Source organism: Collimonas sp. GW821-FHT02H07 (genome assembly GCF_059421505.1).
Map to the genome: position 1 here is coordinate 161,776 of NZ_JBWKVC010000004.1, position 23,837 is coordinate 185,612.

Genomic DNA, 23,837 nt, shown 5'->3' on the forward strand with positions numbered 1-23,837 from the left:
GTTGGCGAGTGAATATTATTTTTGCTTGGAATAGACATGGGGTGAAATCACCCGCATTTCAGATTCTATCCAATTTTCGACTTTTGCCATGAGCTCGCTGCTATCCAGGTTTTCCGGAGCGATCGGCTTGCCGATGGAGACCGTGATCAGGCCCGGTTTCTTGATGAAGGAATTCTTCGGCCAACATTCGCCGGCGTTGTGGGCGATCGGCACCACCACGGTATTGGTTTCAACCGCCAGGCGGGTGCCGCCGTTCTTGTACTTGCCGGTCTCGCCGACAGGGATCCGCGTGCCTTCCGGGAACATGATGATCCATTGGCCGTCAGCCAGCCGCTTGCGGCCTTGCACCACCACCTGGGCGAAAGCGTCGCGGCCTTTGCTGCGGTCGATCGGAATCATGCGCAGCAGGGCGATGCCCCAGCCGAAGAAGGGGATGTAGGTCAGCGATTTTTTGAACACGAACACCAGCGGCCGCGGCGTCATCTGCAGCAGGAAGATGGTTTCCCAGGCCGACTGATGCTTGCTCAGCACGACTGCCGGCGCATCCGGGAAATTCTCGAAGCCCTTGACCTCGTAGCGGATGCCGCAGATGACCTTGGCCATCCACACCACGATGACGTTCCAGCGCGCCGTCAGGTAGTAGCGGCGCGCGTAGGGAAATGGCGCAAACAAAACGCAGGCGAACGACCAGACCACGGTGAGGATGGCCATCAATACGGCAAACAGCAGCGAACGCAGAAACAGGGAAAAACGCAACATGCAGACTCCAGGTATTTTTTCTAAACAAGTACGCTGAGGCGCCCACGGCCCCTCAGCGTGCAATCACACTGCCAGTTCCATCGGCTTTTTCAGCAGGAAATCAACCACCGCCGCCAGGTCCGGATAAATCAGGGTGCCGGGCGGCAGGCCGCCTTTTTCGCGGGTCTTCTCGCCCTTGCCGGTCAGCACCAGGTACGGTGCGCAACCGGCGACGAAGCCGGCCTGCAGGTCGCGCAGCGAGTCGCCTACCGTGGCCACGCCGCCGCGCAGGCTGATCTCGAAGCGCTTGCCGATATCGTGGAACATGCCGGCTTTCGGCTTGCGGCAATCGCAGTTGTCGTCGGCCGCATGCGGACAGAAAAAGATCGCGTCGATTTCGGCGCCGACCAGCTGCGCTGCCTCATGCATTTTCTGATGGATAGCCATCAGCGCCTGCATGTCGAACAAGCCGCGCGCGATGCCCGACTGGTTGGTCGCCACCACCACCCGGTAGCCGGCCTGATTGAGGCGCGCGATGGCTTCCAGCGAACCCTTGATCGGCACCCACTCGGCGGGCGATTTGATGAAAGCGTCCGAGTCGTGGTTGATGACGCCGTCGCGGTCCAGGATGATCAGTTTCATGTAAGCTCGTTAAAAGGTTACGCCGCCAGCTTGGAAATATCGGCGACCTGGTTCAGCATCACATGCAGGTTCGCCAGCAAGGCCAGGCGGTTGTTGCGCAATTGCAGGTCGTCGGCCATCACCATGACGTCATTGAAGAAACCGTCGACGTTTTCGCGCAGCCGCGCCAGGGCTTTCAGCGCAGTGCTGAAATCGCCTTTGGCAAAGGCGGCATCGACTTCCGGCTTGAGCGCATTCATGGCTGCGAACAGCGATTGTTCGGCGCTGTCCTGCAGCAGATCCGGCTGCACGGTGCTGCCGACGCCTTCGGTCTTTTTCAGGATGTTGGTGATGCGCTTGTTGGCAGCGGCCAGCGCTTCCGCTTCCGGCAGCGCGGCAAACGCCTGCACCGCATCGAGCCGTTCGATGATGTTGTCAAGCCGCTCAGGCTGTTGCGCCACGACTGCTTCGATTTCGTTCGGCGAATAGCCGCGTTCGCGCAGCAGGCCGCGCAGGCGGTCGTACAGGAAAGGCAGCACATCGCTGCTCGGGTCCTTGAAGTTGGCATTGCCGGTAAACTGCTGGGCAGCGTTGGCCAGCAATTGCATCAGCGAGACCGGCAGGCGCTTTTCCAGCAGCATGCGCAGGATACCCAAGGCATGGCGGCGCAGCGCGAACGGATCCTTGTCGCCAGTCGGCTGCAGGCCGATGCCCCAGATGCCGACCAGGGTTTCCAGCTTGTCGGCCAGCGCCACCGCCGTGCTGGTGTCGGTGGTCGGCAGGGCGTCGCCGGCAAAGCGCGGCTGATAGTGTTCCGAAATCGCCAGCGCCACCGCTTCTGCTTCGCCGTCATGGCGCGCGTAGTAGTTGCCCATCACGCCTTGCAATTCCGGGAATTCGCCGACCATGTCGGTCAGCAGGTCGGCCTTGGCCAGCAGGGCGCCGCGCTCAGCCAATGCGGCCAGCGATGCATCGCTGCCGAGCAGGCCGGCGATCGCCACCGCCAGTGCCTTGACGCGTTCGGTGCGCTGCAGCTGGTTGCCGAGCTTGTTGTGGTAGACCACGTTGGCCAGCAGCGGCACGCGCTCGGCCAGCTTCTTTTTCTGGTCTTGCTCGAAGAAGAACTTTGCATCCGACAGGCGCGGCCGCACCACGCGCTCATTGCCTTCGATGATGTAGTGCGGTTCGCTGGTCTGTAGATTCGAGACGATCAGGAAACGCGAGCGCAGCTTGCCGGCGCTGTCGGTCAAGGTAAAATATTTCTGGTTGGTTTGCATGGTCAGGATCAGGCATTCCTGCGGCACGCTGAGGAATTCATCCTCGAACTTGCAGGCATACACCACCGGCCATTCGACCAGCGCCGCCACTTCATCCAGCAGCGCTTCCGGCATCAGCACCTGGTCATCGCCTGCGGCGGCCAGCAGGGCGCTGCGGATTTTTTCCTTGCGTTCGCTGAAGCTGGCGATCACCTTGCCTTGTTCCGCCAGCGCCGCTGCATAACTGCCGGCATCGGCCAGCGTGATGCGGCCTTGCGACAGGAAGCGATGGCCTTCGGTCACGCGGCCGGCGTCCAGTCCGAGCAGGGTCAGCGGCAGCACCTGGCCGCCATGCAGCGCAACCAGGCTGTGCGCCGGCCGCACGAAGCGTACGGTATGGCCGGCGGCATGGCCGTGCTGGCGTTGGTAGCTCATGACTTTCGGGATCGGCAGCTTGGCGACGCTGTCTTCCAGCACTGCCTGCAAGCCGCTTTGCAGCGCTACGCCTTTGGCGGTGTAGCTGAAGAAGAAGCTTTCGGCCTTGCCGTCGGCTGCGCGTTCCAGCTCGGCCGGGGTGATCATCACCTTGCCGCATTGCGCGGCGATGGCGGCCAGTTTCTTGACCAGCGGCGCCGACGGCCGGCCTTCTGCATCCAGCGCCACCGACACCGGCAGCACTTTTTCACGCATGGTCTTGTCAAGCGAAACGGCGCGCACATGGCTGATGGAGACTGCCAGCCGGCGCGGTGTGGCGAACGCGGTGGCGAGTGCGCCTTCTTCCAGGAAATCGCGCGCTTTCAAGCCATTGAAGATACCCATGGCGAAGGCGTCGCCCAGTTTCGCCAATGCTTTCGGCGGCAGTTCTTCGGTAAAAATTTCGATCAGCAGGGTATCGCTCATACTGCATCCCCTGCGCGCTGAGCTACAGCCGCCATGTATTCATCTCCAAATTCTTGCAATAACAGTTCGGCGTTTTCCTTGGTGATTTCCCACATCGGGAAGCCCAGTTTTGCCCGTGAATCGTAGTACGCCTGCGCCACCGCGCGCGACAGGTTGCGGATCCGGCCCATGTAGGCGGCGCGTTCGGTGACCGAAATAGCGCCGCGCGCATCCAGCAGATTGAAAGTGTGCGCCGCCTTCAGCACCATTTCGTAGGCTGGCAGCGCCAGCGGCACTTCCAGCAGGCGCTTGGCCTGGGTTTCGTAGTTGCCGAACAGCGGGAACAGGAATTCGGTATCGGCGTATTCGAAGTTGTAGGTCGACTGCTCGACTTCATTCTGGTGGAACACGTCGCCATAACTGAGGGTCTTCTTGACGCCGTTTTCAATCCACTCGGTCCATACCAGGTCGTAGACGTTTTCCACGCCCTGCAGGTACATGGCCAGCCGTTCGATGCCGTAAGTAATCTCGCCCAGCACCGGCTTGCAATCGAGGCCGCCGACTTGCTGGAAATAGGTGAACTGGGTTACTTCCATGCCGTTCAGCCAGACTTCCCAGCCCAGGCCCCAGGCGCCCAGGGTCGGGTTTTCCCAGTCGTCTTCGACAAAGCGCACGTCGTTGCGCTGCAGGTCGAGGCCGAGCGCCGCCAGCGAGCCGAGATACAGGTCCAGGATGTTTTCTGGCGCGGGCTTCAGCACTACCTGGTATTGATAGTAATGTTGCAAGCGGTTCGGGTTCTCGCCGTAGCGCCCGTCTTTCGGACGGCGCGAAGGCTGGACATAGGCGGCGCGCCAGGGTTCAGGACCGATGGCGCGCAGGAAGGTCGCGGTGTGCGAGGTGCCGGCGCCGACTTCCATGTCGTAGGGTTGCAGCAGGGCACAGCCTTGCGCATCCCAGTAATCTTGTAATTTGAGAATGATTTGTTGGAATGTAAGCATCGTTTTTGTTGCTTTTCAATACGGCAAAATGCCGGTTAGTGAGCTAAATACTGAATGAAATACCGGGGGTGGCGCAGAGCGCAACACAGAGCGCAATAAAGGACCTGCTAAAAGCAGCGATTTTAACGGGTTTTGCTGGCTTAGTCCCGTTTCTGGCCCAGCTTGCCGCGCACCTGCCGACCGCGCCACCAAGCGCCGGCCAGCATCAGCAGCACAGCTGCCAGCAAGGTGCGGTTGCCGAACAGGATATAGGGCGTCATGCCGCTATATCCTTGCACCGAGACCGCCAAGGTGGCGCGGGTGTATGGCGCCAGCTGGGCGCTGACCACGCCGTGCGGGTCGATCAGGGCGGTGGCGCCGGTATTGGTGGCGCGCAGCATCGGCCGGCCGCTTTCCAGGCTGCGCATCTGCGAGATCTGCAAATGCTGCGGCAAGGCGATGGTATTGCCGAACCAGGCGATATTCGACATGTTCAGCAACAGCGTCGCGGTTGGCTTGCCGGCGGCGTTGGCGGCGGCAAGCTGGGCGCCGATTTCATCGCCGAACAAGTCCTCGTAGCAGATATTCGGCAAAATCCACTGGTCTTTCACCGCGAACGGCGCTTGCACCGCCGCGCCGCGCTGGAAATCGCCGAGCGGGATATTCATCATGTCGACAAACCAGCGGAAGCCGAACGGCACGAATTCGCCAAACGGCACCAGGTGCTGCTTGTCGTAGCGGAATGCAGGAACCGACTGATCCTGCGGGGCGATGCCGATGACGCTGTTGGAATAGCGGTAGGGGCCATCGATATAGGGAATGCCGAGCGCGATATGGCTGCCGCTCTGGCGCGAGAAATCCGACAAGGCAGGCAGGAAATCCGGCGGCAGCTCGGTTTGCAGGATCGGCACCGCAGTCTCCGGCGTGGCGATCAGGTCGGCCGGCGCGGCGCGGATCATGTCGGCATACAGGCGCAGCGAATTGATGATCTGGGCCGTATTGAATTTCTCTTCCTGCGGCACGTTGCCCTGCAACAGGCGCACGGAAATCGGCTTGCCATGCGGCGCGGTCCAGTTGATCTGGTGCAGGCCGAGGCCGGCCAGCAGCGCCAGCAAAGCGGCCACGGCAGGCAGTTTGCGTCGCGGCAGCAAAGCCAGGCAGCCGGCAATGACCGCCGAGATGCAGCCCACGCCGTAGACCCCGACCAGCGGCGCAAAACCGCTCAGCGGACCGGCGGTATGGGCATAGCCCGAGATCAGCCAGGGAAAGCCGGTGAACAGCCAGCCGCGCAGCCATTCCGTCAGTCCCCACACTGCCGGGAAGATCGCCAGCGCAAACAGCAGCGGCGAGGCGTTCCAGCGCCGTTGCAGCCACAGGCTGAAGCCGGCGCACAGCGCAGTATATAAACCCATGATGGCGGCCAGCAGCGCTACCGCCAGCACCGCCAGCCAGCCGGGCAGGCCGCCGAAATCGTGCAGCGAGATGTAGATCCAGTAAACCCCGTGCGCAACCCAGCCGAAGCAGTAGGCCCAGCCGAGCAGGGCGCCGCGTTTGATGCTGCCTGCGCCATCGAGCCGCAACAGGCAAAAGACCAGCAGCGCCAGGGTCAGCAGTTGCAGCGGCCAGAGGCCGTAGGGAGCAAAGGAAAAGACGTTGATGGCGCCGGTGACGGCGGCCAGCGCCAGCAGCAGGGGGAATGGAATGGAGCTAAGGCGAAAGTGCATGGGCAGCGATGCTAGTAGAGGTAAGTCGGACAAGCGCAGCGCCGGACCGACCTACGCTCGCATCTTCAGGATTCTTCCTGGCCAGATTCTGACAGCTTTTCGACCAGCAGGACATGCACTTGACGGGCGTCGGCGCGCAATACTTCGAAGCGCACATTGTCGATGGTGAATTCATCGCCTTTGCGCGGCACGCGGCCCAGGTGATTGGCGACCAGGCCGCCGATGGTGTCGACATCTTCATCGACCAGCGCGGTTTCCAGCGTCTCGTTGAATTGCTCGATCTCGGTCAGCGCCTTGACGCGCCAGCGGCCGCCGTGGTCGCCGTCGCGGATCGCCAGGATATTGTCTTCTTCCTCGTCGAAATCGTACTCGTCCTCGATATCGCCGACGATCTGTTCCAGCACGTCTTCGATGGTGATGAGGCCGGCGACGCCGCCGTATTCATCGACCACGATCGCCATGTGGTTGCGGTTGGCGCGGAAGTCGCGCAGCAAGACGTTGAGGCGCTTCGATTCCGGGATGAACACCGCCGGACGCAGCATGTCGCGCACGTCGAAGGAATCTTCGGCGTAGTAGCGCAGCAGGTCTTTCGCCAGCAGGATGCCGATCACCTTGTCGCGCTCGCCGTCGACGGCAGGAAAGCGCGAGTGGGCGGTCGACAGGACTTCGGGCATCCAGTCTTCGATAGGCTTGGTGACGTCGATCATGTCCATTTGCGAACGCGGAATCATGATGTCACGGGCGGAGAGGTCGGATACCTGGAACACGCCTTCGATCATCGACAGCGCATCGGCGTCGATCAGGTTGCGTTCGTGTGCGTCTTGCAGCACATCGAGCAGTTCAGCGCGATTTTCAGGTTCGGGAGAGATCAGTGCGGTCAGGCGTTCAAATAGTGACCGGTGGGGTTTAGCGTCAAATGATTTGACGCTACTAGGGTGCTCTGGCATATGGCGTTAGCCTTGGTTTCACATTGTTTCGGAAGCAATAGCATACAACAAATATGTGACGGGACGACGAAACGCATGTGTCATCGATGTCATATCCTGGCAGAAATCACAGTTCAAGCGCATAAAAAAAGCGGATAGCGCAGAAAAGCACTATCCGCCGGCGTTGCTAAAGAGGTAATTATTTCTTCATTTCATCTTTAGCCATGCCGTCTTTGCTCATGTCGTCTTTCGACATGGCGTCCTTGGACATGGCTTTCTTGTGGTGCATTTTCTTGTGCGGCTTGGCCATGTCGTCCTTGGCCATGCTGTCCTTGCTCATCGCGTCTTTGGACATGGCGTCCTTCGCCATCGGAGCCGCGTCCTTCGACATCGCATCTTGGGCAAAAGCACCGCCGGCAGTCATCATCAGGCCGCTAAGCAACAGGATTGTGAGGCTTTTTTTCATTTTCAATCTCCAGGTAAAAGTGGCAAAAGCGCCATGAAAAGTCATTAAGTGCAGCAAATGGCAGGCCCCGTGTCAGGATCCGCCAAACCAGTTGTACCCCTGGTCTTCCCAGTAGCCGCCGGGGTATTTATTGGTCACTTCCATCGAAACGATATGTTTCGGATTCTTGTAGCCGAGCTTGGTCGGCATCCGCAGCTTCATCGGGAAGCCGTACTTCGCCGGCAGGATCTGGCCGTCGTAAGTCAGGGTGAGCTGGGTTTGCGGATGCAGCGCGGTCGCCATGTCGATGCTGGTGTGGTAATCGTCGCCGCATTGGAAGTCGATATATTTGGCGCTCAGGTCGGCGCCTATCATCTTCAGGAAATAGGAGAACGGGATGCCGCCCCAGCGGCCGATGGCGCTCCAGCCTTCCACGCAGATATGGCGGGTAATCTGCTCGTTCTGCGGCATCTTGTGCAACTGCTCCAGCGTCCAGGGGCGCTTGTTGTCCACCAGCCCGAGGATTTCCAGCTGATAGTCGCTGCCGTCGATCTCCGGTACATCTTCGATGCCGTAGAAGGCGTTGAAGGGGAAGGGCCGGGTCATTTGGGCCTGCGTATAAGTGGGCGCCAGCCGTTTGGGATCGAACAGCCATCCCTGCACGCCATCGTTCATGCGTGAAATGCGTTCCAGCATGCGGTTGATGGATGGCTCGTCGGTAATATTGCAGCCAGTCAGCAGCGACAGGCCGCCCAGGGTCAGCGCTCGTTTGGCGAACAGGCGGCGCGACGGCAACGCCAGCTCGCGGCGGGCATCTTTCAATATGGATTCGGCGTCAAGCTGCGAAGCCGGTCCGAGATTTTTCTTGATCATCATGATCTCCTCAGCGGCCGCGCAGCATGGCGAGCAGCGTGCGCGGCACCAGCGCCACCATGATCACGTGCACCACGATGAAAGCGACCAGGAAAGCCATGGCGCAGAAATGGACGATACGGGCACTGTCATAGCCGCCCATCAGATCGCGCAGGACAGGCAGCTGCACGGATTTCCAGATCGCCAGGCCGGACACCACCAGCAGTATCAAATCCAGGATGACCGACACATAGGCCAGCTTCTGCACGGCGTTATAGTGATCGAGCGCATCGTGCTGCAGCTTGCCGCGCAGCGCCTTGAGCATGTCCTGGATCACTTCAGCCGGACGCAGAGGCAGGAATTTCTTCCACAGGCGGCCGCTGCCGGTATTCATCAGCAGGTACACCAGGCCATTGAAGACCAGCAGCCACATCGCTGCGAAATGCCATTGCAGGGCGCCGCCCAGCCAGCCGCCCAGGGTCCATTCGCTGGGAATGCGGAACGGGAAGATCGGCGAAGCGTTATAGATGCGCCAGCCGCTCAGGATCATGATGATGACGGCCAATGCATTGAGCCAGTGTGTGATGCGCAGCCAGACCGGATGAACGACCGGTTTCTTGAGCGTATTGAGGACGGAGGATGCCATTTAGACCCCCTGCAGAAGGAGGGGCGCGGCCAATATGCGCAGCGTGACTGGATTCATGATTGTCTCCGGAGACTGAGTAATGTTGTTTTCATGTGCCTTAGTCGTAGGCCAAATCAATTCATTACATCATTTCATCATAATCTTATTACTTAAAAATGCATGGAATGGATTTGAAGTGTTTGATAATTATTTTGTTGCCATTTGGGTATTTCTATCCAGGAATACAGAGAATGTCTTAGGTTAGGGGAGACGATCCGGGGGAAAACAGGCGCTGCAAAAGAAAAACGCCGCAAAGGCGGCGTTTCTTGAAAGCTGGGCGAGGTTCAGCGGTCGGCATAGGGATTGGGCCAGCCCAGTGCTTCCAGGATGTCAATTTCCAGGCTTTCCATCTCGGTGGCTTCTTCCTCGTCTTCGTGGTCGTAGCCTTGCGCATGCAGGACGCCGTGCACCACCAGGTGCGCGGCATGTTCCACCACGGTCTTGTTCTGTTCCTTGGCTTCGCGTTCCAGCACATCGGTGCAGAGGATGATGTCGGCCTGGGTGACGCCGTTGTCGTCTTCTTCCTGGTCTTCGGAGTAGGCAAAGGTCAGCACGTTGGTGGCGTAGTCCTTGCCGCGGTAGTCGCGGTTCAGGGCGCGCCCTTCTTCGGCATCGACAAAGCGGATCGTCAGTTCGGCCGGCGCCAGCAGGGCGGCTTGCACCCAGCGCCGCAATTTCGGGCGCGTGACGCTGTCCTGCAGGCGCGGGTCGGGATATTGCACCGACAGGGAGAGTTTATTTTTTTGCGGCATTGCGCTTACTTTCGATTCCGTGCTGTTTTGGTGATGCCGGTCTGTACCGGCTTGGCAGGTTTCGCTGCCGGCGGCGTCGCGCCTTCGATGACGCCATGGGTGGACGCCACCGGCGCCGCCTGCGAGGCGGTTTCGTAGGCGTCGACGATCCGGGCCACCAGAGGATGGCGCACCACGTCGCTGCTGTTGAAGCGGGTAAAGGCGATGCCGCGCACGTCTTTCAGGATGTTCATGGCATCGATCAGGCCGCTCTTCTGGCCGCGCTGCAAATCGATCTGGGTAACGTCGCCGGTGACCACGGCCTTGCTGCCGAAGCCGATCCGGGTCAGGAACATCTTCATCTGTTCCGGCGTCGTGTTCTGCGCTTCATCCAGGATGATGAAAGCATGGTTCAGGGTGCGGCCGCGCATATAGGCCAGCGGGGCGATTTCAATCGCCTGCTTTTCAAACATCTTCTGCGTGCGGTCAAAGCCCAGCAGATCGTAGAGCGCGTCATACAGCGGGCGCAGGTAGGGATCGACCTTTTGCGCCAGGTCGCCCGGCAGGAAACCCAGGCGTTCGCCGGCTTCGACCGCCGGGCGCGTCAGCACGATGCGCTTGACCGCGTCGCGTTCCAGCGCATCGACCGCGCAAGCCACCGCGAGATAAGTCTTGCCGGTGCCGGCCGGACCGATGCCGAGGGTGACGTCGTGTTCCAGGATGGAGCGGATGTATTGGCTTTGATGCGGGGTACGCCCGCGCAAATCGCTGCGGCGGGTTTTCAGGACCGGGCTTTCGATATCGGTCTCGGTCAGTTCGGCATCGGCCGGATCTGCACCGGTTTCGTCACCAGGGTCAGCGCCGTCCTTGCCATTGCTCTTGGCCACTTTCGGTTTCTTGCCCATGCCTAGTTTGGCACGCTGTTCCACCAGCGCCAGCTGGATTTCATCGACCGAAATCACCTTGTTGGCGACGGCGTAAAACTGGTCGAGGATCTCGACCGCGCGTTCGGCATTGCTGCCGGCAGCGATGAACTTGTCGCCGCGGCGGAAAATCGAGACATCCAGCGCCGCCGAAATCTGCCGCAGGTTTTCATCCAGCGGTCCGCACAAGTGCGCCAGCCGCGTATTGTCGAGCGGCTGCGGGATGAAGTAATGCGGCTGGGTAGGAGTTTTAGTTTTCAAACTGGCGTGTGCGTATCTGGGTTGATTGATATGTCGGCTATGCGGCGACGACGACTTCGCCGCGCAGGGTATAGGTCAGCGTTTCTGTAATCGTGACGTCGATCAGCTCGCCGATCAGGCGCGCGCCGTTTGGACCGGCGTTGAAATTGACCACCCGGTTGTTCTCGGTGCGGCCTTGCAGCTCGGCCGGGTTTTTCTTGGACGGGCCTTCCACCAGGATACGCTGCACGGAACCGACCATCGCCGCGCTGATCCTGGCCATGTTTTCTTCCACCACCGCCTGCAAGTGCTGCAGCCGCTTGAGCTTGACTTCATGCGGCGTGTCGTCCTGCAGGTTGGCTGCGGGCGTGCCCGGACGCGGGCTGAAAATGAAGCTGAAACTGTTGTCGTAGCCGATATCGGTGATCAGCTTCATCAGCGCCTCAAAATCGGCGTCGGTCTCGCCCGGGAAGCCGATGATGAAGTCGCTCGAAATCGTGATGTTGGGGCGCACCTGGCGCAGGCGGCGGATCACCGACTTGTATTCCAGCACGGTATAGCCGCGCTTCATGGCCGACAGGATGCGATCCGAACCATGCTGCGCCGGCAGGTACAAGTGATCGACCAGCTTCGGCACCTTGGCGTAGGTATCGATCAGGCGCTGCGTGAATTCTTTCGGATGGCTGGTGACAAAGCGGATCCGTTCGATGCCTGGGATCTCGGCGATGTACTCGATCAGCAAGGCGAAATCGGCAATCTCGCCATCCGCCATGGCGCCGCGGAAGGCGTTGACGTTCTGGCCCAGCAGCGTGATTTCCTTGACGCCTTGCTCGGCCAGCCCGGCCACTTCGGTCAGCACGTCTTCAAAGCGGCGCGATACTTCTTCGCCGCGGGTGTAAGGCACCACGCAGTAGCTGCAATACTTGCTGCAGCCTTCCATGATCGAGACGAACGCCGTCGCGCCTTCCACCTTGGCCGGCGGCATGTGGTCGAACTTCTCGATTTCAGGGAAGCTGATGTCGACCTGAGAATGGCCGGTAGCACGGCGCTGGCTGATCATTTCCGGCAGGCGGTGCAGGGTCTGCGGGCCGAACACCATGTCGACATACGGCGCGCGCTTGACGATGGCAGCGCCTTCCTGAGACGCCACGCAGCCGCCCACGCCGATCAGCAGATCGGGATTGTTGCGCTTCAGCTCGCGTAGGCGGCCGAGGTCGGAAAACACTTTCTCCTGCGCCTTTTCGCGCACCGAGCAGGTATTGAGCAAGATCACGTCGGCATCCTCCGGGCGGTCAGTCTTGACCAGTCCGTCGGAGGCGTTCAACACATCGGCCATCTTGTCCGAGTCGTACTCGTTCATCTGACAGCCGAAGGTCTTGATGAATACTTTCTTTTGCATCGTTTTTTCCATGACTGCTTATTTATCGTTTCATTTACCGTTTCAGGCTATTGCGCTGCGCTTCGATTTTTACGCCGGCCTCATCGGGCGTCAGGATCCAGACGCGATCGATGTCGCCTTGTATGTTCAGGGTGTAATTCACCAGATAAGTGTCGCTGCCCAGCGAGCTCGGGATCTGGGTCAGCTGCTGGGTGTTCCAGATGCGCGAGCCGGGCGACAGCCGCAGCGTGTTGCCGCTCATGGCGACGGTGGGGTAGGCGGTGATGGTCATTTTGCCGCGCAAGGTGGTGGCGGGGAAATCGCGCTCGACCGCCATTGCGGAAAAGGCCAGCGTCGCCAGCAGGAAAATCATGAGCAGGCGGATTGGCCGCATTGTTGCCGACATAACAAACTCCGTTAGATGAAAGCCATGCCGTATCTGCGCAAGGCGTTGAACAAGGACTGAAATAAGAATGGCCTAAGGCGGCAACGAAGGCTGCACTGCGAAAACCTCATTCGCCTGCAGCAGCAGTGCCGAACCGCTTTGCGGGCGACTATCGGCCCGTTTGCAGGAAGCGCGGATTATAACATTTGGCCGTTCGACTTATCAGCAAGGTTGGCTTGACTGATCGTGTCGCTTTCAGAAAGCCAGTAAAAATCAATAAGCATAAAAAATAAGAAAAAACTGATTTATTACAATTTGAAACAGAATATATTGTTTATTTACAATCTGTAACAGATGGACGGTATGAGGGCAACGACGAGCGGGCCGTCAGAGAGTTTTTCTGGGGAAATGCAAAATATATAATAAGGCCTTGTCAAATCAGCATTTTTCGAGGAAAGGATGTCGCGTGCAAAGAAGTCATTCTGCGAATTTATTGCGGCTTTTTCGATGCTATAAAAGCATTGTTTTGCAATCGGGCAAGGGCTTCACCCTGGTCGAGTTACTTGTCACTATTTCAGTAGCGGCCATATTGGCAACTGTGGCGTTGCCGTCGATGGGCAATTTCATTAACCAGACTCGCTTATCGGGCAACGTCAATGAATTTATTGCGGCGACCATGCTGGCGCGCTCCGAGGCGATCCAACGTGCCGGCGCGGTGACCATCTGCCGCAGCACTGGCGCTGAAAGCGGAACGAGCACTTGCAATCACAGCGAAAGCGACTGGTCCAGCGGCTGGCTGGTATACGTTGGAACCGCCGCCGACACGCCGGATTCCGATCCCGCATCTGCGCATAAAATCCTGGCGCGCCAGGGGGCTTTCAACACAGGCACCCGCATCGCTCCTGCATCCACCGCGACCGCGATCACCTATAACGCCGGCGGCGCGCCATGGCCGGCGCCGCCAGGCGCCTTTACTTTTACGTTCAAAAACAACTTTGCGCGCACTGTCTGCTTTTCCCCGAGCGGACGGATCAGCACGCTTCCGGCTGGGACAGAGACATGTCCGGCTTGACGTCATCTAGGCAATCGAAAGGGATGAGAAGCATGGTCTTTCTCAGCAGTAATTTATCGCGCGCCGGCCGCCGGCAGCGCGGCGTCGGCATGATCGAGGTATTGATAGCCATCACGATATCCGCCTTCGCGCTGCTGGGACTGGCGGGCTTGCAGATGGCTGCTTTGAAATATCAGAAAGTGGCGCATTTCCGTTCCCTGGCGAGCCAGTTTGGCGCCGATATGGCGGACCGGATACGCGCCAATGCGTCTCCCGTGACCAAGGCTGTGAACAGCGGGGCCAGCGGCGGCCCCGACACGGCGACTTACTACCGCGCCGGAGAGCAATATTCGGAAGCGCCGCCGTCGACCGTCCCCTCATGCGCTGGTAAAGCACCGGCGGCTTGCGTTACTCCGCAAGACATTGCCGATAAAGATATCTATGAGTGGCGGCTGGCCCTGAATCGCGGGCTGGTCGGAGGCTGGGGCAATGTCTCCGCCTACGATGCGAAGCAGGGGGTCACCATCACGGTGTATTACAACGAACCTGACAAATCCCTGGCCAAGGCAGTCGACGCCAATTGCGATGCTTCGGTGTTTCCGTCAAAAGTCGACAAGAACGAGATACGCTGCTTTCAAACTACGGTGATGCCATGATGAATTTTCAGTCGCCTGCCGGCAGCCGCTGCGGCAAGGGCTTTACGTTGGTTGAATTAATGGTGTCGATGACGATCGGCCTGATTTTGTTGCTGTTCTTGAGCAGCCTTTATTTGAACAGCAGGTCCAGTTCTCGCCTGAACGACGACAATGCGCGCATACAGGAAGATGGACGCTACGCTATGGCGGTGATTGGCCGCAACCTGATGCAGGCTGGATTCGGCAATATGCAGACTGGCAATACCACGGATTTTCCGCCTGCGAATGCATCGGATTTAAAGGGAATAACAGGGTGTAACTACGGTTTCGCAACGCCCGTGGAGATACGTCCGAACTGTGCCGCCGCGCCGGTTCCGGCGCCATCGAGCATCGCCGGTCCTTCCGCTTTCACTGTCAGCTACACCAGCGAACCCTATTACGACGCCACCAATATCAGCGGCGCAGGGACGGATTGCAGCGGCGCCAAGGCGGTCAACGCCAGCAGCACGCAAGGCGGCCTGGTGATCAACAATTTTTATCTCGATACGAAAACCAAAACCTTGTATTGCAGAGGGAATGCCGGCGCCAGAACTCCGCAAGCGATATTAGGCAATGTCGATAATATGCTGCTGACCTACGGGCTTGACACCGGCAATCAATACGCGCCCGTGCAATCGACCACGGATGCGGCAACTGCCGGCGCCGCCGGTGCCGTCAACGGCAACAACAAGGTTGGCTGGGATCGCGTGGTGACGGTGACCGTTTGCCTGGAAATCCATAGCGCCAACAGCGTGGTGACCAGCGCGGCAGGCCAAACCTACTACAAGTGCAATGCGACGGAGCCGACCACCGCGACCGATCGCTTGTTGCATACCACGATGACGCGCACATTCACCTTGCGTAATAACGCCACCGCCAGTTTGCTGAACTGAGCGGCATCCGACTATCCATCAAATTTATTTATGGCACATAAAAATTTTCCGCAATCCGGCATCGCGCTGCCGATGGTGCTGGTTTTCCTGGTTCTCATGATGCTGATCGGCGCTGTCGCGATCCGCAACGTGATGCTGGATGAAAAGATGGCAGCCAATTCGCGCAATCACCAACTGGCGTTTCAGGCCGCTGAAAGCGGCTTGCGTCATTGCGAAACCGGGGCGCAAAGAAATGCGATCGTTCCCAAGCCCGGCGCCGCCGCCCGGCAACTCGACAGCATGATTACGAAGGCGGTGGCCGACGCCAACGTGTGGGACGTCTGGCCGGAAACAGCCACGACAACGGCCACCGTAAGCCTGCCGGATGGAAGCGGCGCGGCGCAATGCATTATCGAAGACGTGACGGCGAGCATCGCGATGGGACCTACCCAGACCAAAAGAGATATCAGCGCCAAGGTTTATCGGGTTACTGCATTCGGCGTCGACACATCCATGGCCAGTCCTAATGCAAAAGTAATGCTGCAAAGCTATTTGAAATTTTGAGAGTTGGAGAATCCATGTTGATAACCAATGTAACGCGCAGCTTGCCGCGCGGCCGTTTGACCAAACTAGCTGCGCGTTGCCTGTGCCTGGGCATGGCTGCGGTATCCGGTGTGGCGGCCGCCGAAATGACGCAATCGCCGCTGTTCCTGCCTACGCCGCCGCCGCCCAACATCATGTACATGCTGGATAATTCCGGCAGCATGGCATGGGGCACGGTGACCGGCACCGATGCCACCACGGAATTCAATGCCTCCAGAACCCAGCGTTCCTACTATTCCAGCGCCTGGAATCAGATTTATTACAATCCGGCGACAACGTATACGCCGGCGGTGAAGTACGACGGCGGCTCGATGGGCAATGCCAGCACCGGCAAGACGATCATTGATCCTTACCTGGCGGTCAACAGGACGCTGCCGAACAATATCGGCGCGGTCTGCTACTCCGGCTCGACATATGCGTTGCCGCTCTATGTTGCATTGAGTACTGCCAGCAACTACTTTGCCAGCAACAATAATTGCAAGGCGTCGAGCCAGGCCAACAGGAACGCGTTGGCGCAATATGCGTTCTACTACAACTGGATCGGCAGTGGCGCTCCGACCGGGGCGGCCAGTGAGGATACTGACGGCTATTACAAGCGTGTGGATATTCTGCCGGCGACAGCAACCTATCCCAAAGCCGCATCCCGTACCGATTGCGCCGCAGCTTCCACTTGCACCTACGCTGAAGAAATCCAGAATTTTGCCAATTGGTTTTCTTATTATCGGACGCGTATCCTGCTGACCAAGACAGCGCTCGGGATCGCCTTTTCCGGCATCAACGACCGCTTCCGCGTCGGCTTCGCAACGATTAACGACAACAGCGGCAATACGAATAGCAGCGCGGCCAACTTTGTGCCGCCATCGATTTTCAACGCGAACCAGAAAGCGGCGTGGTATGCAAAGCTGTATGCGATCAATCCGGGCGGCGGCACGCCGTTGATTAATGCCTTGAATCAGGTCGGGCAATATTATATGGGCAATGGCATGACCGGCGCCCCCAGATCGACCCCTGATCCGATCCAGTTGAAATGCCAGGCTAACTACACGATTCTTGCGACCGACGGCTATTGGAACGGTGGCGTGCCAAACACGATCGGCAACATGGACAGCAGGGTCCCCGCTTTGCCTGCGCCGATTTCTTATAACCCGGTGTCCGGCACGGCCTTGATACCGAATGATCCGTTCCCTCCGCCGTTTTATGAAGGAAGGACGGCGAATTCGAATTCGTTAGCGGATACGGCGATGAAGTATTGGATTACCGACATCGGTGTTCGCTCCGGGAATGGCGGCACGGTCGGAAAAATCGGCGCGACATCAACCGATCCAGCAACCTGGCAGCACATGACGACGCATACCATTGGGCTAGGTGCAAACGGCACGCTGGACTATCAGCCCGACTACAAGACGGCAGCGAGCGGCCATTATGCCGATATTAAAAATGGCAGCAGGAACTGGCCGGTACCGAAAGAGAATTCCGCGGAAGCGATTGACGATTTGTGGCACGCGGCGGTGAATGGCCACGGTAGCTATTTCAGCGCAAAAAATCCCAAGGGTCTGCAGGATGGCTTGAACAGCATCCTGGCTGAAATCGGCAAGGTCACCGGCTCCGGCGGCAATATTTCGGTACCAGGCGGCCCGGTGCCGGGAGCAAAGAATGCCGTCGCCTACATCCCGAGTTTCGATTCCGGCAGCTGGACCGGGCATTTGACCGCGCACCAGATCGGCGCGCAGGGCAAGCTCGACCCGACGCCGAAATGGGATGCGGCGGCATTGCTGCCGGACTACGCAAAACGCAATATCGTGACCTGGAATCCAAGCACGAACAGCGCCAAGGCCTTTACCTGGGCGAACCTGACCAAGGGTGTCGACAGCCAGCAAGCCAGGTTAGTCTCATCCGATGTAGTCGAATACCTGAAAGGTAATTCGGCCAGGGAACAGGCCCCGGACGGCAATGGTTCAGGCGTGTTCCGCTACCGCAAGAACAAGCTCGGCGACATCGTCAACTCGACTCCGCTCTACGTCCAGGGCAACGATTTCGGTTACGCCGCATTGCCGGCATCGATTCCCGGCGGCAGCGCTTACACGGCGTTCCTGGCAACCAAGGCAAAGCGCAGTGGCATGATCTATGTCGGCGCGAATGACGGCATGCTGCACGGTTTTGATGTCAATGGCGTTGAGAAATTCGCCTTTATTCCGAATAGCGTTTACCCCAATCTGAAAACCTTGAGCGACCCTGGCTATGGTCATCATTATTTTGTCGACGGACCGCTGGCGGAGGGGGATGCCTATATCGGCGGTGCATGGAAAAATATTTTGCTGGGAAGCACCGGGGCCGGCGCGCAAAGCGTCTTTGCGATAGATGTCAGCAAGCCGGATTCCTTGGCGGAAGGAAGCGTTCTGTGGGAATACAATGCTGCTTCCAGCGATGCGGATATGGGCAATGCGCTGGGCGCGCCGGCAGTCGTGCTGCTGGCCAATAACAAATGGGCGGCCATTTTCGGCAACGGCTACGACAGCGCCAGCGGCCGCGCTGTGCTGTATCTGGTCGATATCCAGAGCGGCGCCTTGATCAAGAAAATCGACACCGGTGTTGGCAGCGCCGATGCGCGTAACGGCTTGTCGGCGCCGGCGTTGTTATTCAATGCTTCGCGCCAGCTGATAGCGGCATATGCAGGGGATTTGCAGGGCAATCTTTGGAAATTCGATTTAAGCAACGCCACCGATGCAAACCAATGGAGCCGCGGTTCCCTGTTTACGGCCAAGGATTCGAGCGCTCCCCCGAAAGCCCAGCCCATCGTGCAGGCGCCCGTCATAGCTCCCCATCCGCTGGGCGGAATGATAGTGCTGGCCGGCACCGGAAAATACTTTGAAACGGAAGACCTGGGCAACACCGACACCCAAAGCCTGTATGGCATTTGGGACAAACCCGGGGAAGCAGCAGTCACCGGCCGCAGCCAGCTGCAGGCGCAGACGCTGACCGATGTGTTTTCCAAGTCGGGCCAAATGATCGGCCGCACCCTATCCAGGAATGCCGTTGCATGGGACACAAAGCGCGGCTGGTACATCGACTATCCGGCCGGTAGCGGCGAGCGCACCGTTGGCGCATTGCAGATAGTGAAGGATGTCATCCTGCTGGCCACGTCGCTGACGCCGAACACGGCTGACCCATGTGCCGGCGGCGGTTCCTCGCAAATTTTGGGCGCTAATTTCCTGTCGGGGGCTTACACGGATAAATTCCATTTGATTGTCGCCGATGCGCCACCGAATACCAATTTAAGTTCCGCCACGGTCCCCGGCACGGTTGGCACGGCCGCACCGATACCCAACCCCGATGCTACCCAGCCAGGCTGTATCAATACCGTGGGTTCGGACGGTAAAATACATTGTCAGGAATACCTGACTACAGGAGTGGCGGTGCGCCGCTGGCGGCAACTTTCGATCAAGCCAAACTAACAGGTCGAAAATCGCTTCGGCTTAGAATCAAGGAGATGTCCATGAAACCCAAAGATGCGTTGTCAAAGCCACGCGGCTTTACGCTGGTTGAATTAATGATCGTGGTAGCGATCGTCGCCATCCTGGCGGCGGTTGCGGTGCCGAGTTACACGCAATATGTGCAGCGCGGGAACAGGACGCAGGCGACGGCGACGTTGCTGAAATATGCTAACTGGATGCAGCAGCAATACACGATCAATAATAGTTACCAGGCCGGCGGCAAGGCGCTCAGCCTGCCGGCATTCGCCGACGGCGGCTCGAAATATGTTTATTCCATCCGCGAATCCACTGCCAGTTCCTTCACGCTGCAGGCTGCGCCGGTGGCAAATGACAAATGCGGGACCTTCCTCTTGGATAACACGGGTAAAAGAGATACCGAAAATGGAAAGGCGCCTGCTGCCAGTGCGGCGGATTGCTGGGCGGGGCGATAGGACCCGATGGCGGCAGACTGCTGAGCGAGGCCGCCAAAGTTAACACTTGACTGAGGAGCGCCGATGGCCGGATCTACAAGTCGGCACTCCTTTTCAATGCAATCAATTCATCCCTTCCCCGAAGAAGGGAAATATTGTCTTTCTTGCCTGATTCCCGGACAGGGACAAACAGACTGCTTCCATTCTGGTATGCGGTTTTTCAAATTTTCTCCTCATTCTTCAGGTGAATCTGAAGTGTTCGCCTGCGTCGCGGGCTGATGCGTACAAGTCTCGATACACATTGCTTACCCATATCTCGCCATCCTGAGTCGGCATGCAAGCTGCCTGGTGTAGCAGCGCCTTCTTGCGATCACGCTGGCCTTGCAACACGAACGGCCTAAGTCACTTCCTTTGCTTCTTTTTTGCGCACTGGATTGCTGTTCATTCCATCCGGGAGGAGCTGCAAATTGTCATTGCTTGTCGATTTGTAAAGCTCTATGAGGTGTAGACGAGCGGTATATACGCGGCGACGAACGGGGAGAGGAATCATTACTTTGAGGAAATGGTCCACCTATAATACTCAAATACTTGCACCGTAGAAATTTCGCGCTTGTCGGGCGCGGCGATGCCTAAAATATTTGCAGGTGAAACACAAAATTACCCCTTCACTTTGAGGGCGAGGCTTTTATCAAGGCAACCCGGCAGGCCTAACTTCAGGCGTTGCGGGCTGCATAACATCAGTTCATAAGAAAATCGGGCGGCTCGTAATGAAAAAATTGAACTCGGGTTTTACTTTAATTGAAGTAATGGTCACCGTGGCTATCGTGGCAATTCTGGCCGCTATTGCATTGCCCTCCTATCAGGACTATGTCCGGCGCGGCAAGGTACAGGAAGCGCCGACCAATTTATCCAGTTACCGGGCCCTGATGGAGCAGTCCTACCAGGATAATCGTACCTATGGCACCGGTACCACCTGTGCGGTGACCGTGCCGACCGCCACTGCAACTTTCACGTATGCCTGCGTCACCAGCAATTCCAATCAAAGCTTCAGCGTCACCGCGACCGGCAACGCCAGCACGCTCGCTTCTGGCTTGGTATATGGTTTGACCGAACAAAATGCTCAGTCTACGACCTGCACTAGCTGTGCCTGGGGACCATTTTCCGCGGCGTCAACCTGGGTGGTCAGACATCCATGAACAAATCAAGCATGATTCGTTCCCAGCGCGGAACCACCCTGATCGAGCTGATGATCGGCTTGGCCATTTTCGCGACGCTGCTCGCGCTGGCCTGGCCGAGCTTTAAAAATTCGATCCAGAATGCGCAGATCCGCACTGCGGCCGAATCCATCGTCAACGGCTTGCAGCTGACCCGGGCCGAAGCGGTGCGGCGCAACAGCGAAGTGCAGTTCCAGCTCAACAATACGCTGGCCGGCGCTGCCGTGAGCGGAGGTACTGACTGGTCCATCGTTCCTGACGACCTCTCCAAGCCGGGTACGCCGACCTTTTCGACTGCAATGCAAACCAGAAACGGCAATGACACCGTCAATGCACGGATCGGCGCCAAGACTGCCACGGATTTCACCAGCGCTGCCGCAGCAGGCGCGAACCTGCCGGGAACTATTACGTTTACCGGCATGGGACGCCTGACTGCCGCATCAACTATCGTCCAGATCGATGTTACGAATACTGCGGGAACCGGCACCCGGCAGCTCAGCATTACGCTCACGCCGGGCGGGCAGATCCGCTTGTGCGACCCGGCACTTACGCTAGCCAATAATCCGCAAGGATGCTCCTGATGAAAATACGCGCCTTGCCCGACCCACGCGTCCGGTACAAAACGGCAGCAGGTTTCGTCCTGCTGGAAGGCTTGATTGCCATCTTGATTTTCTCGTTCGGCGTGCTCGCCATCATGGGATTGCAGATCAGCAGCATCAGCGGTGTGCGAGACGCCAAGTTCAGATCGGATGCCGGCTTGTATGCGAGCCAGATCATCGGCGCCATGTGGGCCGACAGGAATAACTTGAGCGCCTATTCCTTGAATGCCACTGCCGCAACATGCGCAGCGGGAACCAGTACCAGCAGCGCTGCCAACGTAACAAACTGGCTCAGCGACGTGCAAGGCGGGCTGCCCGGCAGCGCCGCTTATAAACAGCAAATTGTGATCGGCTCCAACAATGTGGTCACCGTCACCGTCTGCTGGAAAAGTCCGCAGGACACCGGGCCGCACAATTTTTCAGCCACCGCCCAAATTCAGGGATAAGCATGCCTTACGCGATCAAGCAAAAGAGAAATGGTTTCAGCCTTGTCGAAGTCATGGTCGGCATGGTCATCGGCATGCTGGTCATGCTCATCATCTATCAGCTGTATACGACATTTGAAGGCCAGAAGCGCACTTCCACCGGCGGCGCCGAGACCCAGGAAAACGGCGTCTATGCGCTGTCGGCGATCGGTCGCGATATCCGTATGGCGGGCTGGGGCATCAGCAACTCGCCATTGTTGAATTGTTCAACGCCGTTCACGTATTCCAGTGTCAACAACGGTCCGATTGCATCCAGTTTATCGATCATGCCGGTTCGCATCACCGATAAAGGGACAGCGCCGGATATCATTACCATGATGACGGGGATGGCTGGCGCGGCCAACGCTCCCCTTACCGTCGTCGACGTTATCGGCAACGGCTCAAACGTCGAGTTCAAAACAAATTCTCAAGCCGGCCTCAACGTCGGCGACATGGTATGGATGGTGCAAGGCAATCAGTGCACCCTGTCCCAGATTACCAATCTGCAGGGTTCGGCCGGCCACGTTCAGAGAAATCCAGGTAACGCAGGAACTGTCAGCTACAATCCGTCCGCATCTTATAAGAACGGCGTCAGCTGGCCTCAGGAAACCGGCTGGAAATTATATGATGTCGGTCCGATGATGTTGCGTACTTACAGTGTCGCCGCGAACACACTGCAGGCACAGGATCTCGGATCAACAACGGCGGTTAGTCTTGACAGCAATATCGTCAGCATCAAGGCGCAGTACGGCATTACCTCCACCACTGTGGGAGACCAGAGTGTTGCCTATTGGGTCAGTGCCACGGGAAGCAGCCATATCGGTGTAACGGGCACCACCTGGGCCAGTCCGGCGCCGGCGGATGTGCTGCGGATCAAGGCGGTCCGGCTCGCCGTCGTCGCGCGCAGCCCGCTGCTGGAAAAGCCTGCCGCCAACGGCGGAGCGTGCGCCACGACGACCGCGGCGCCCACAACCTGGAACGGCGGTCCGGCAATCGATCTTTCCGGTGATCCCAATTGGAAATGCTATCGCTACAAAACCTTCCAAACCATCATTCCTCTGCGAAACGTCCTATGGTCAAATCTGTGAAAAATGCCCGCCAGTCTAGGGTTCCCCGCGACAGGCAAGAGGGCGCCGTGCTTTTCATTGCGATGATTGCGCTGGTCGTCATGATCCTGGCCGCGATTGCGCTGATGCGCGCTACCGGCACTGCCGGCACGATTTCCGGGAATATGGCGTTCAAGGAGGCTGCCACGCAGGCTGCCGATACAGGCGTCGAACTGGCCTTCGCAGCCATGCCGAACATCATCAGCACCAGCGTGGAATCGGATATCGCCAATCAGTATTTCGCCACCCAGCAGCCGGTCGACTCGAAGGGCATGCCGACCACGATTGACTGGACCAAGGTCGCGTGCCACGACAACAGCGGCAACCCCAGCAACGCGACCATCAGCTGCAGCGATAAGTCGAGCTACCGGGTCCAGTACGTGATCGACCGGCAATGCACCGGCACCCTGCCTATCGTCAATATAGCCAACCAATGTGTAATCGAGTCGCTGCAAGCCGACGGCAGCCACAAGGCGGGGGGGGTGAATTTTACCGGCGCGACCAAGGTTTTTTACCGCGTTACCGTCAGGGTGCTGGGGCCGCGCGACACCAGCAGCCTGGTCCAGGCGTCCCTGTCATTTTGAGATGTGAGA

Annotated in this window: 24 protein-coding genes; 11 read left to right on the forward strand and 13 right to left on the reverse strand. The window is 58.4% G+C overall.

Going from position 1 to position 23,837, the window contains the following annotated elements:
- Positions 1-15 precede the first annotated feature (15 nt).
- The 13 genes from AC07V8_RS08625 to AC07V8_RS08685 all read right to left on the reverse strand — a co-directional run bounded on the left by AC07V8_RS08625 (position 16) and on the right by AC07V8_RS08685 (position 12,781).
- The gene (locus AC07V8_RS08625) at positions 16-759 is read right to left on the reverse strand and encodes a lysophospholipid acyltransferase family protein (RefSeq protein WP_494678207.1); all 744 of its coding nucleotides are present in this window, start codon (positions 757-759) and stop codon (positions 16-18) included.
- Between the two features lie 63 nt (positions 760-822).
- Positions 823-1,380 (reverse strand): D-glycero-beta-D-manno-heptose 1,7-bisphosphate 7-phosphatase, encoded by a 558-nt coding sequence (gene gmhB / locus AC07V8_RS08630; RefSeq protein WP_211443457.1) that lies wholly within the window; start codon positions 1,378-1,380, stop codon positions 823-825.
- A gap of 17 nt (positions 1,381-1,397) precedes the next feature.
- Positions 1,398-3,515, reverse strand: a complete 2,118-nt coding sequence (glyS, locus tag AC07V8_RS08635; RefSeq protein ID WP_494678206.1) for a glycine--tRNA ligase subunit beta — start codon at positions 3,513-3,515, stop codon at positions 1,398-1,400.
- Entirely contained in the window at positions 3,512-4,492 is a 981-nt protein-coding gene (glyQ, locus tag AC07V8_RS08640; RefSeq protein ID WP_494678205.1) for a glycine--tRNA ligase subunit alpha, read from the reverse strand. The genes glyS and glyQ overlap by 4 nt, the downstream gene beginning before the upstream one ends.
- 140 nt (positions 4,493-4,632) lie before the next feature.
- On the reverse strand, positions 4,633-6,195 hold the full coding sequence (lnt, locus tag AC07V8_RS08645) for an apolipoprotein N-acyltransferase (RefSeq protein ID WP_494678204.1): 1,563 nt from the start codon (positions 6,193-6,195) through the stop codon (positions 4,633-4,635).
- Positions 6,196-6,260: 65 nt separating this feature from the next.
- Complete coding sequence (locus tag AC07V8_RS08650) at positions 6,261-7,142, reverse strand: CorC family transporter (RefSeq protein WP_325672447.1); 882 nt, start codon at positions 7,140-7,142, stop codon at positions 6,261-6,263.
- Positions 7,143-7,320: 178 nt separating this feature from the next.
- Positions 7,321-7,587, reverse strand: coding sequence for a pentapeptide MXKDX repeat protein (locus AC07V8_RS08655; RefSeq protein WP_211471979.1), 267 nt, complete (start codon positions 7,585-7,587; stop codon positions 7,321-7,323).
- A gap of 72 nt (positions 7,588-7,659) precedes the next feature.
- Positions 7,660-8,439: a molybdopterin-dependent oxidoreductase gene (locus AC07V8_RS08660; RefSeq protein WP_494678261.1), complete on the reverse strand. Its 780-nt coding sequence runs from the start codon at positions 8,437-8,439 to the stop codon at positions 7,660-7,662.
- A gap of 10 nt (positions 8,440-8,449) precedes the next feature.
- Positions 8,450-9,064: a cytochrome b/b6 domain-containing protein gene (locus AC07V8_RS08665; protein ID WP_494678203.1), complete on the reverse strand. Its 615-nt coding sequence runs from the start codon at positions 9,062-9,064 to the stop codon at positions 8,450-8,452.
- Positions 9,065-9,387: 323 nt separating this feature from the next.
- A complete protein-coding gene (ybeY, locus tag AC07V8_RS08670) occupies positions 9,388-9,855 on the reverse strand; it encodes an rRNA maturation RNase YbeY (protein ID WP_494678202.1) in 468 nt (155 codons plus the stop codon).
- A 5-nt stretch (positions 9,856-9,860) separates the two neighbouring features.
- Positions 9,861-11,018, reverse strand: a complete 1,158-nt coding sequence (locus AC07V8_RS08675) for a PhoH family protein (protein WP_494678201.1) — start codon at positions 11,016-11,018, stop codon at positions 9,861-9,863.
- Positions 11,019-11,055: 37 nt separating this feature from the next.
- The gene (gene miaB, locus AC07V8_RS08680; RefSeq protein ID WP_494678200.1) at positions 11,056-12,396 is read right to left on the reverse strand and encodes a tRNA (N6-isopentenyl adenosine(37)-C2)-methylthiotransferase MiaB; all 1,341 of its coding nucleotides are present in this window, start codon (positions 12,394-12,396) and stop codon (positions 11,056-11,058) included.
- 34 nt (positions 12,397-12,430) lie between these two features.
- A complete protein-coding gene (locus AC07V8_RS08685) occupies positions 12,431-12,781 on the reverse strand; it encodes a hypothetical protein (protein WP_494678199.1) in 351 nt (116 codons plus the stop codon).
- Positions 12,782-13,190: 409 nt separating this feature from the next.
- Between AC07V8_RS08685 and AC07V8_RS08690 the strand changes: the two genes are divergently transcribed.
- From AC07V8_RS08690 to AC07V8_RS08740, 11 genes are all read left to right on the forward strand, one after another.
- Positions 13,191-13,832, forward strand: a complete 642-nt coding sequence (locus tag AC07V8_RS08690) for a GspH/FimT family pseudopilin (RefSeq protein ID WP_494678198.1) — start codon at positions 13,191-13,193, stop codon at positions 13,830-13,832.
- Between the two features lie 32 nt (positions 13,833-13,864).
- Positions 13,865-14,467, forward strand: coding sequence for a type IV pilus modification protein PilV (pilV, locus tag AC07V8_RS08695; protein WP_494678197.1), 603 nt, complete (start codon positions 13,865-13,867; stop codon positions 14,465-14,467).
- A complete protein-coding gene (locus AC07V8_RS08700) occupies positions 14,464-15,378 on the forward strand; it encodes a PilW family protein (RefSeq protein ID WP_494678196.1) in 915 nt (304 codons plus the stop codon). The genes pilV and AC07V8_RS08700 overlap by 4 nt, the downstream gene beginning before the upstream one ends.
- Before the next feature lie 30 nt (positions 15,379-15,408).
- Positions 15,409-15,921: a pilus assembly PilX family protein gene (locus AC07V8_RS08705; RefSeq protein ID WP_494678195.1), complete on the forward strand. Its 513-nt coding sequence runs from the start codon at positions 15,409-15,411 to the stop codon at positions 15,919-15,921.
- A gap of 14 nt (positions 15,922-15,935) precedes the next feature.
- Complete coding sequence (locus AC07V8_RS08710; RefSeq protein WP_494678194.1) at positions 15,936-19,412, forward strand: pilus assembly protein; 3,477 nt, start codon at positions 15,936-15,938, stop codon at positions 19,410-19,412.
- 41 nt (positions 19,413-19,453) lie between these two features.
- Entirely contained in the window at positions 19,454-19,882 is a 429-nt protein-coding gene (locus AC07V8_RS08715) for a type IV pilin protein (protein WP_494678193.1), read from the forward strand.
- A 746-nt stretch (positions 19,883-20,628) separates the two neighbouring features.
- Positions 20,629-21,057 carry a type IV pilin protein gene (locus AC07V8_RS08720; RefSeq protein WP_494678192.1) on the forward strand — a complete coding sequence of 143 codons (429 nt, stop codon included), beginning with the start codon at positions 20,629-20,631 and terminating at the stop codon, positions 21,055-21,057.
- 11 nt (positions 21,058-21,068) lie between these two features.
- A complete protein-coding gene (locus tag AC07V8_RS08725) occupies positions 21,069-21,656 on the forward strand; it encodes a GspH/FimT family pseudopilin (RefSeq protein WP_494678191.1) in 588 nt (195 codons plus the stop codon).
- A complete protein-coding gene (locus AC07V8_RS08730; RefSeq protein WP_494678190.1) occupies positions 21,656-22,120 on the forward strand; it encodes a type IV pilus modification PilV family protein in 465 nt (154 codons plus the stop codon). Before AC07V8_RS08725 ends, AC07V8_RS08730 begins: the two co-directional genes overlap by 1 nt.
- Before the next feature lie 2 nt (positions 22,121-22,122).
- Complete coding sequence (locus AC07V8_RS08735; RefSeq protein WP_494678189.1) at positions 22,123-23,226, forward strand: PilW family protein; 1,104 nt, start codon at positions 22,123-22,125, stop codon at positions 23,224-23,226.
- A gap of 47 nt (positions 23,227-23,273) precedes the next feature.
- Positions 23,274-23,828, forward strand: a complete 555-nt coding sequence (locus AC07V8_RS08740; protein WP_494678188.1) for a pilus assembly PilX family protein — start codon at positions 23,274-23,276, stop codon at positions 23,826-23,828.
- Positions 23,829-23,837: the final 9 nt, after the last annotated feature.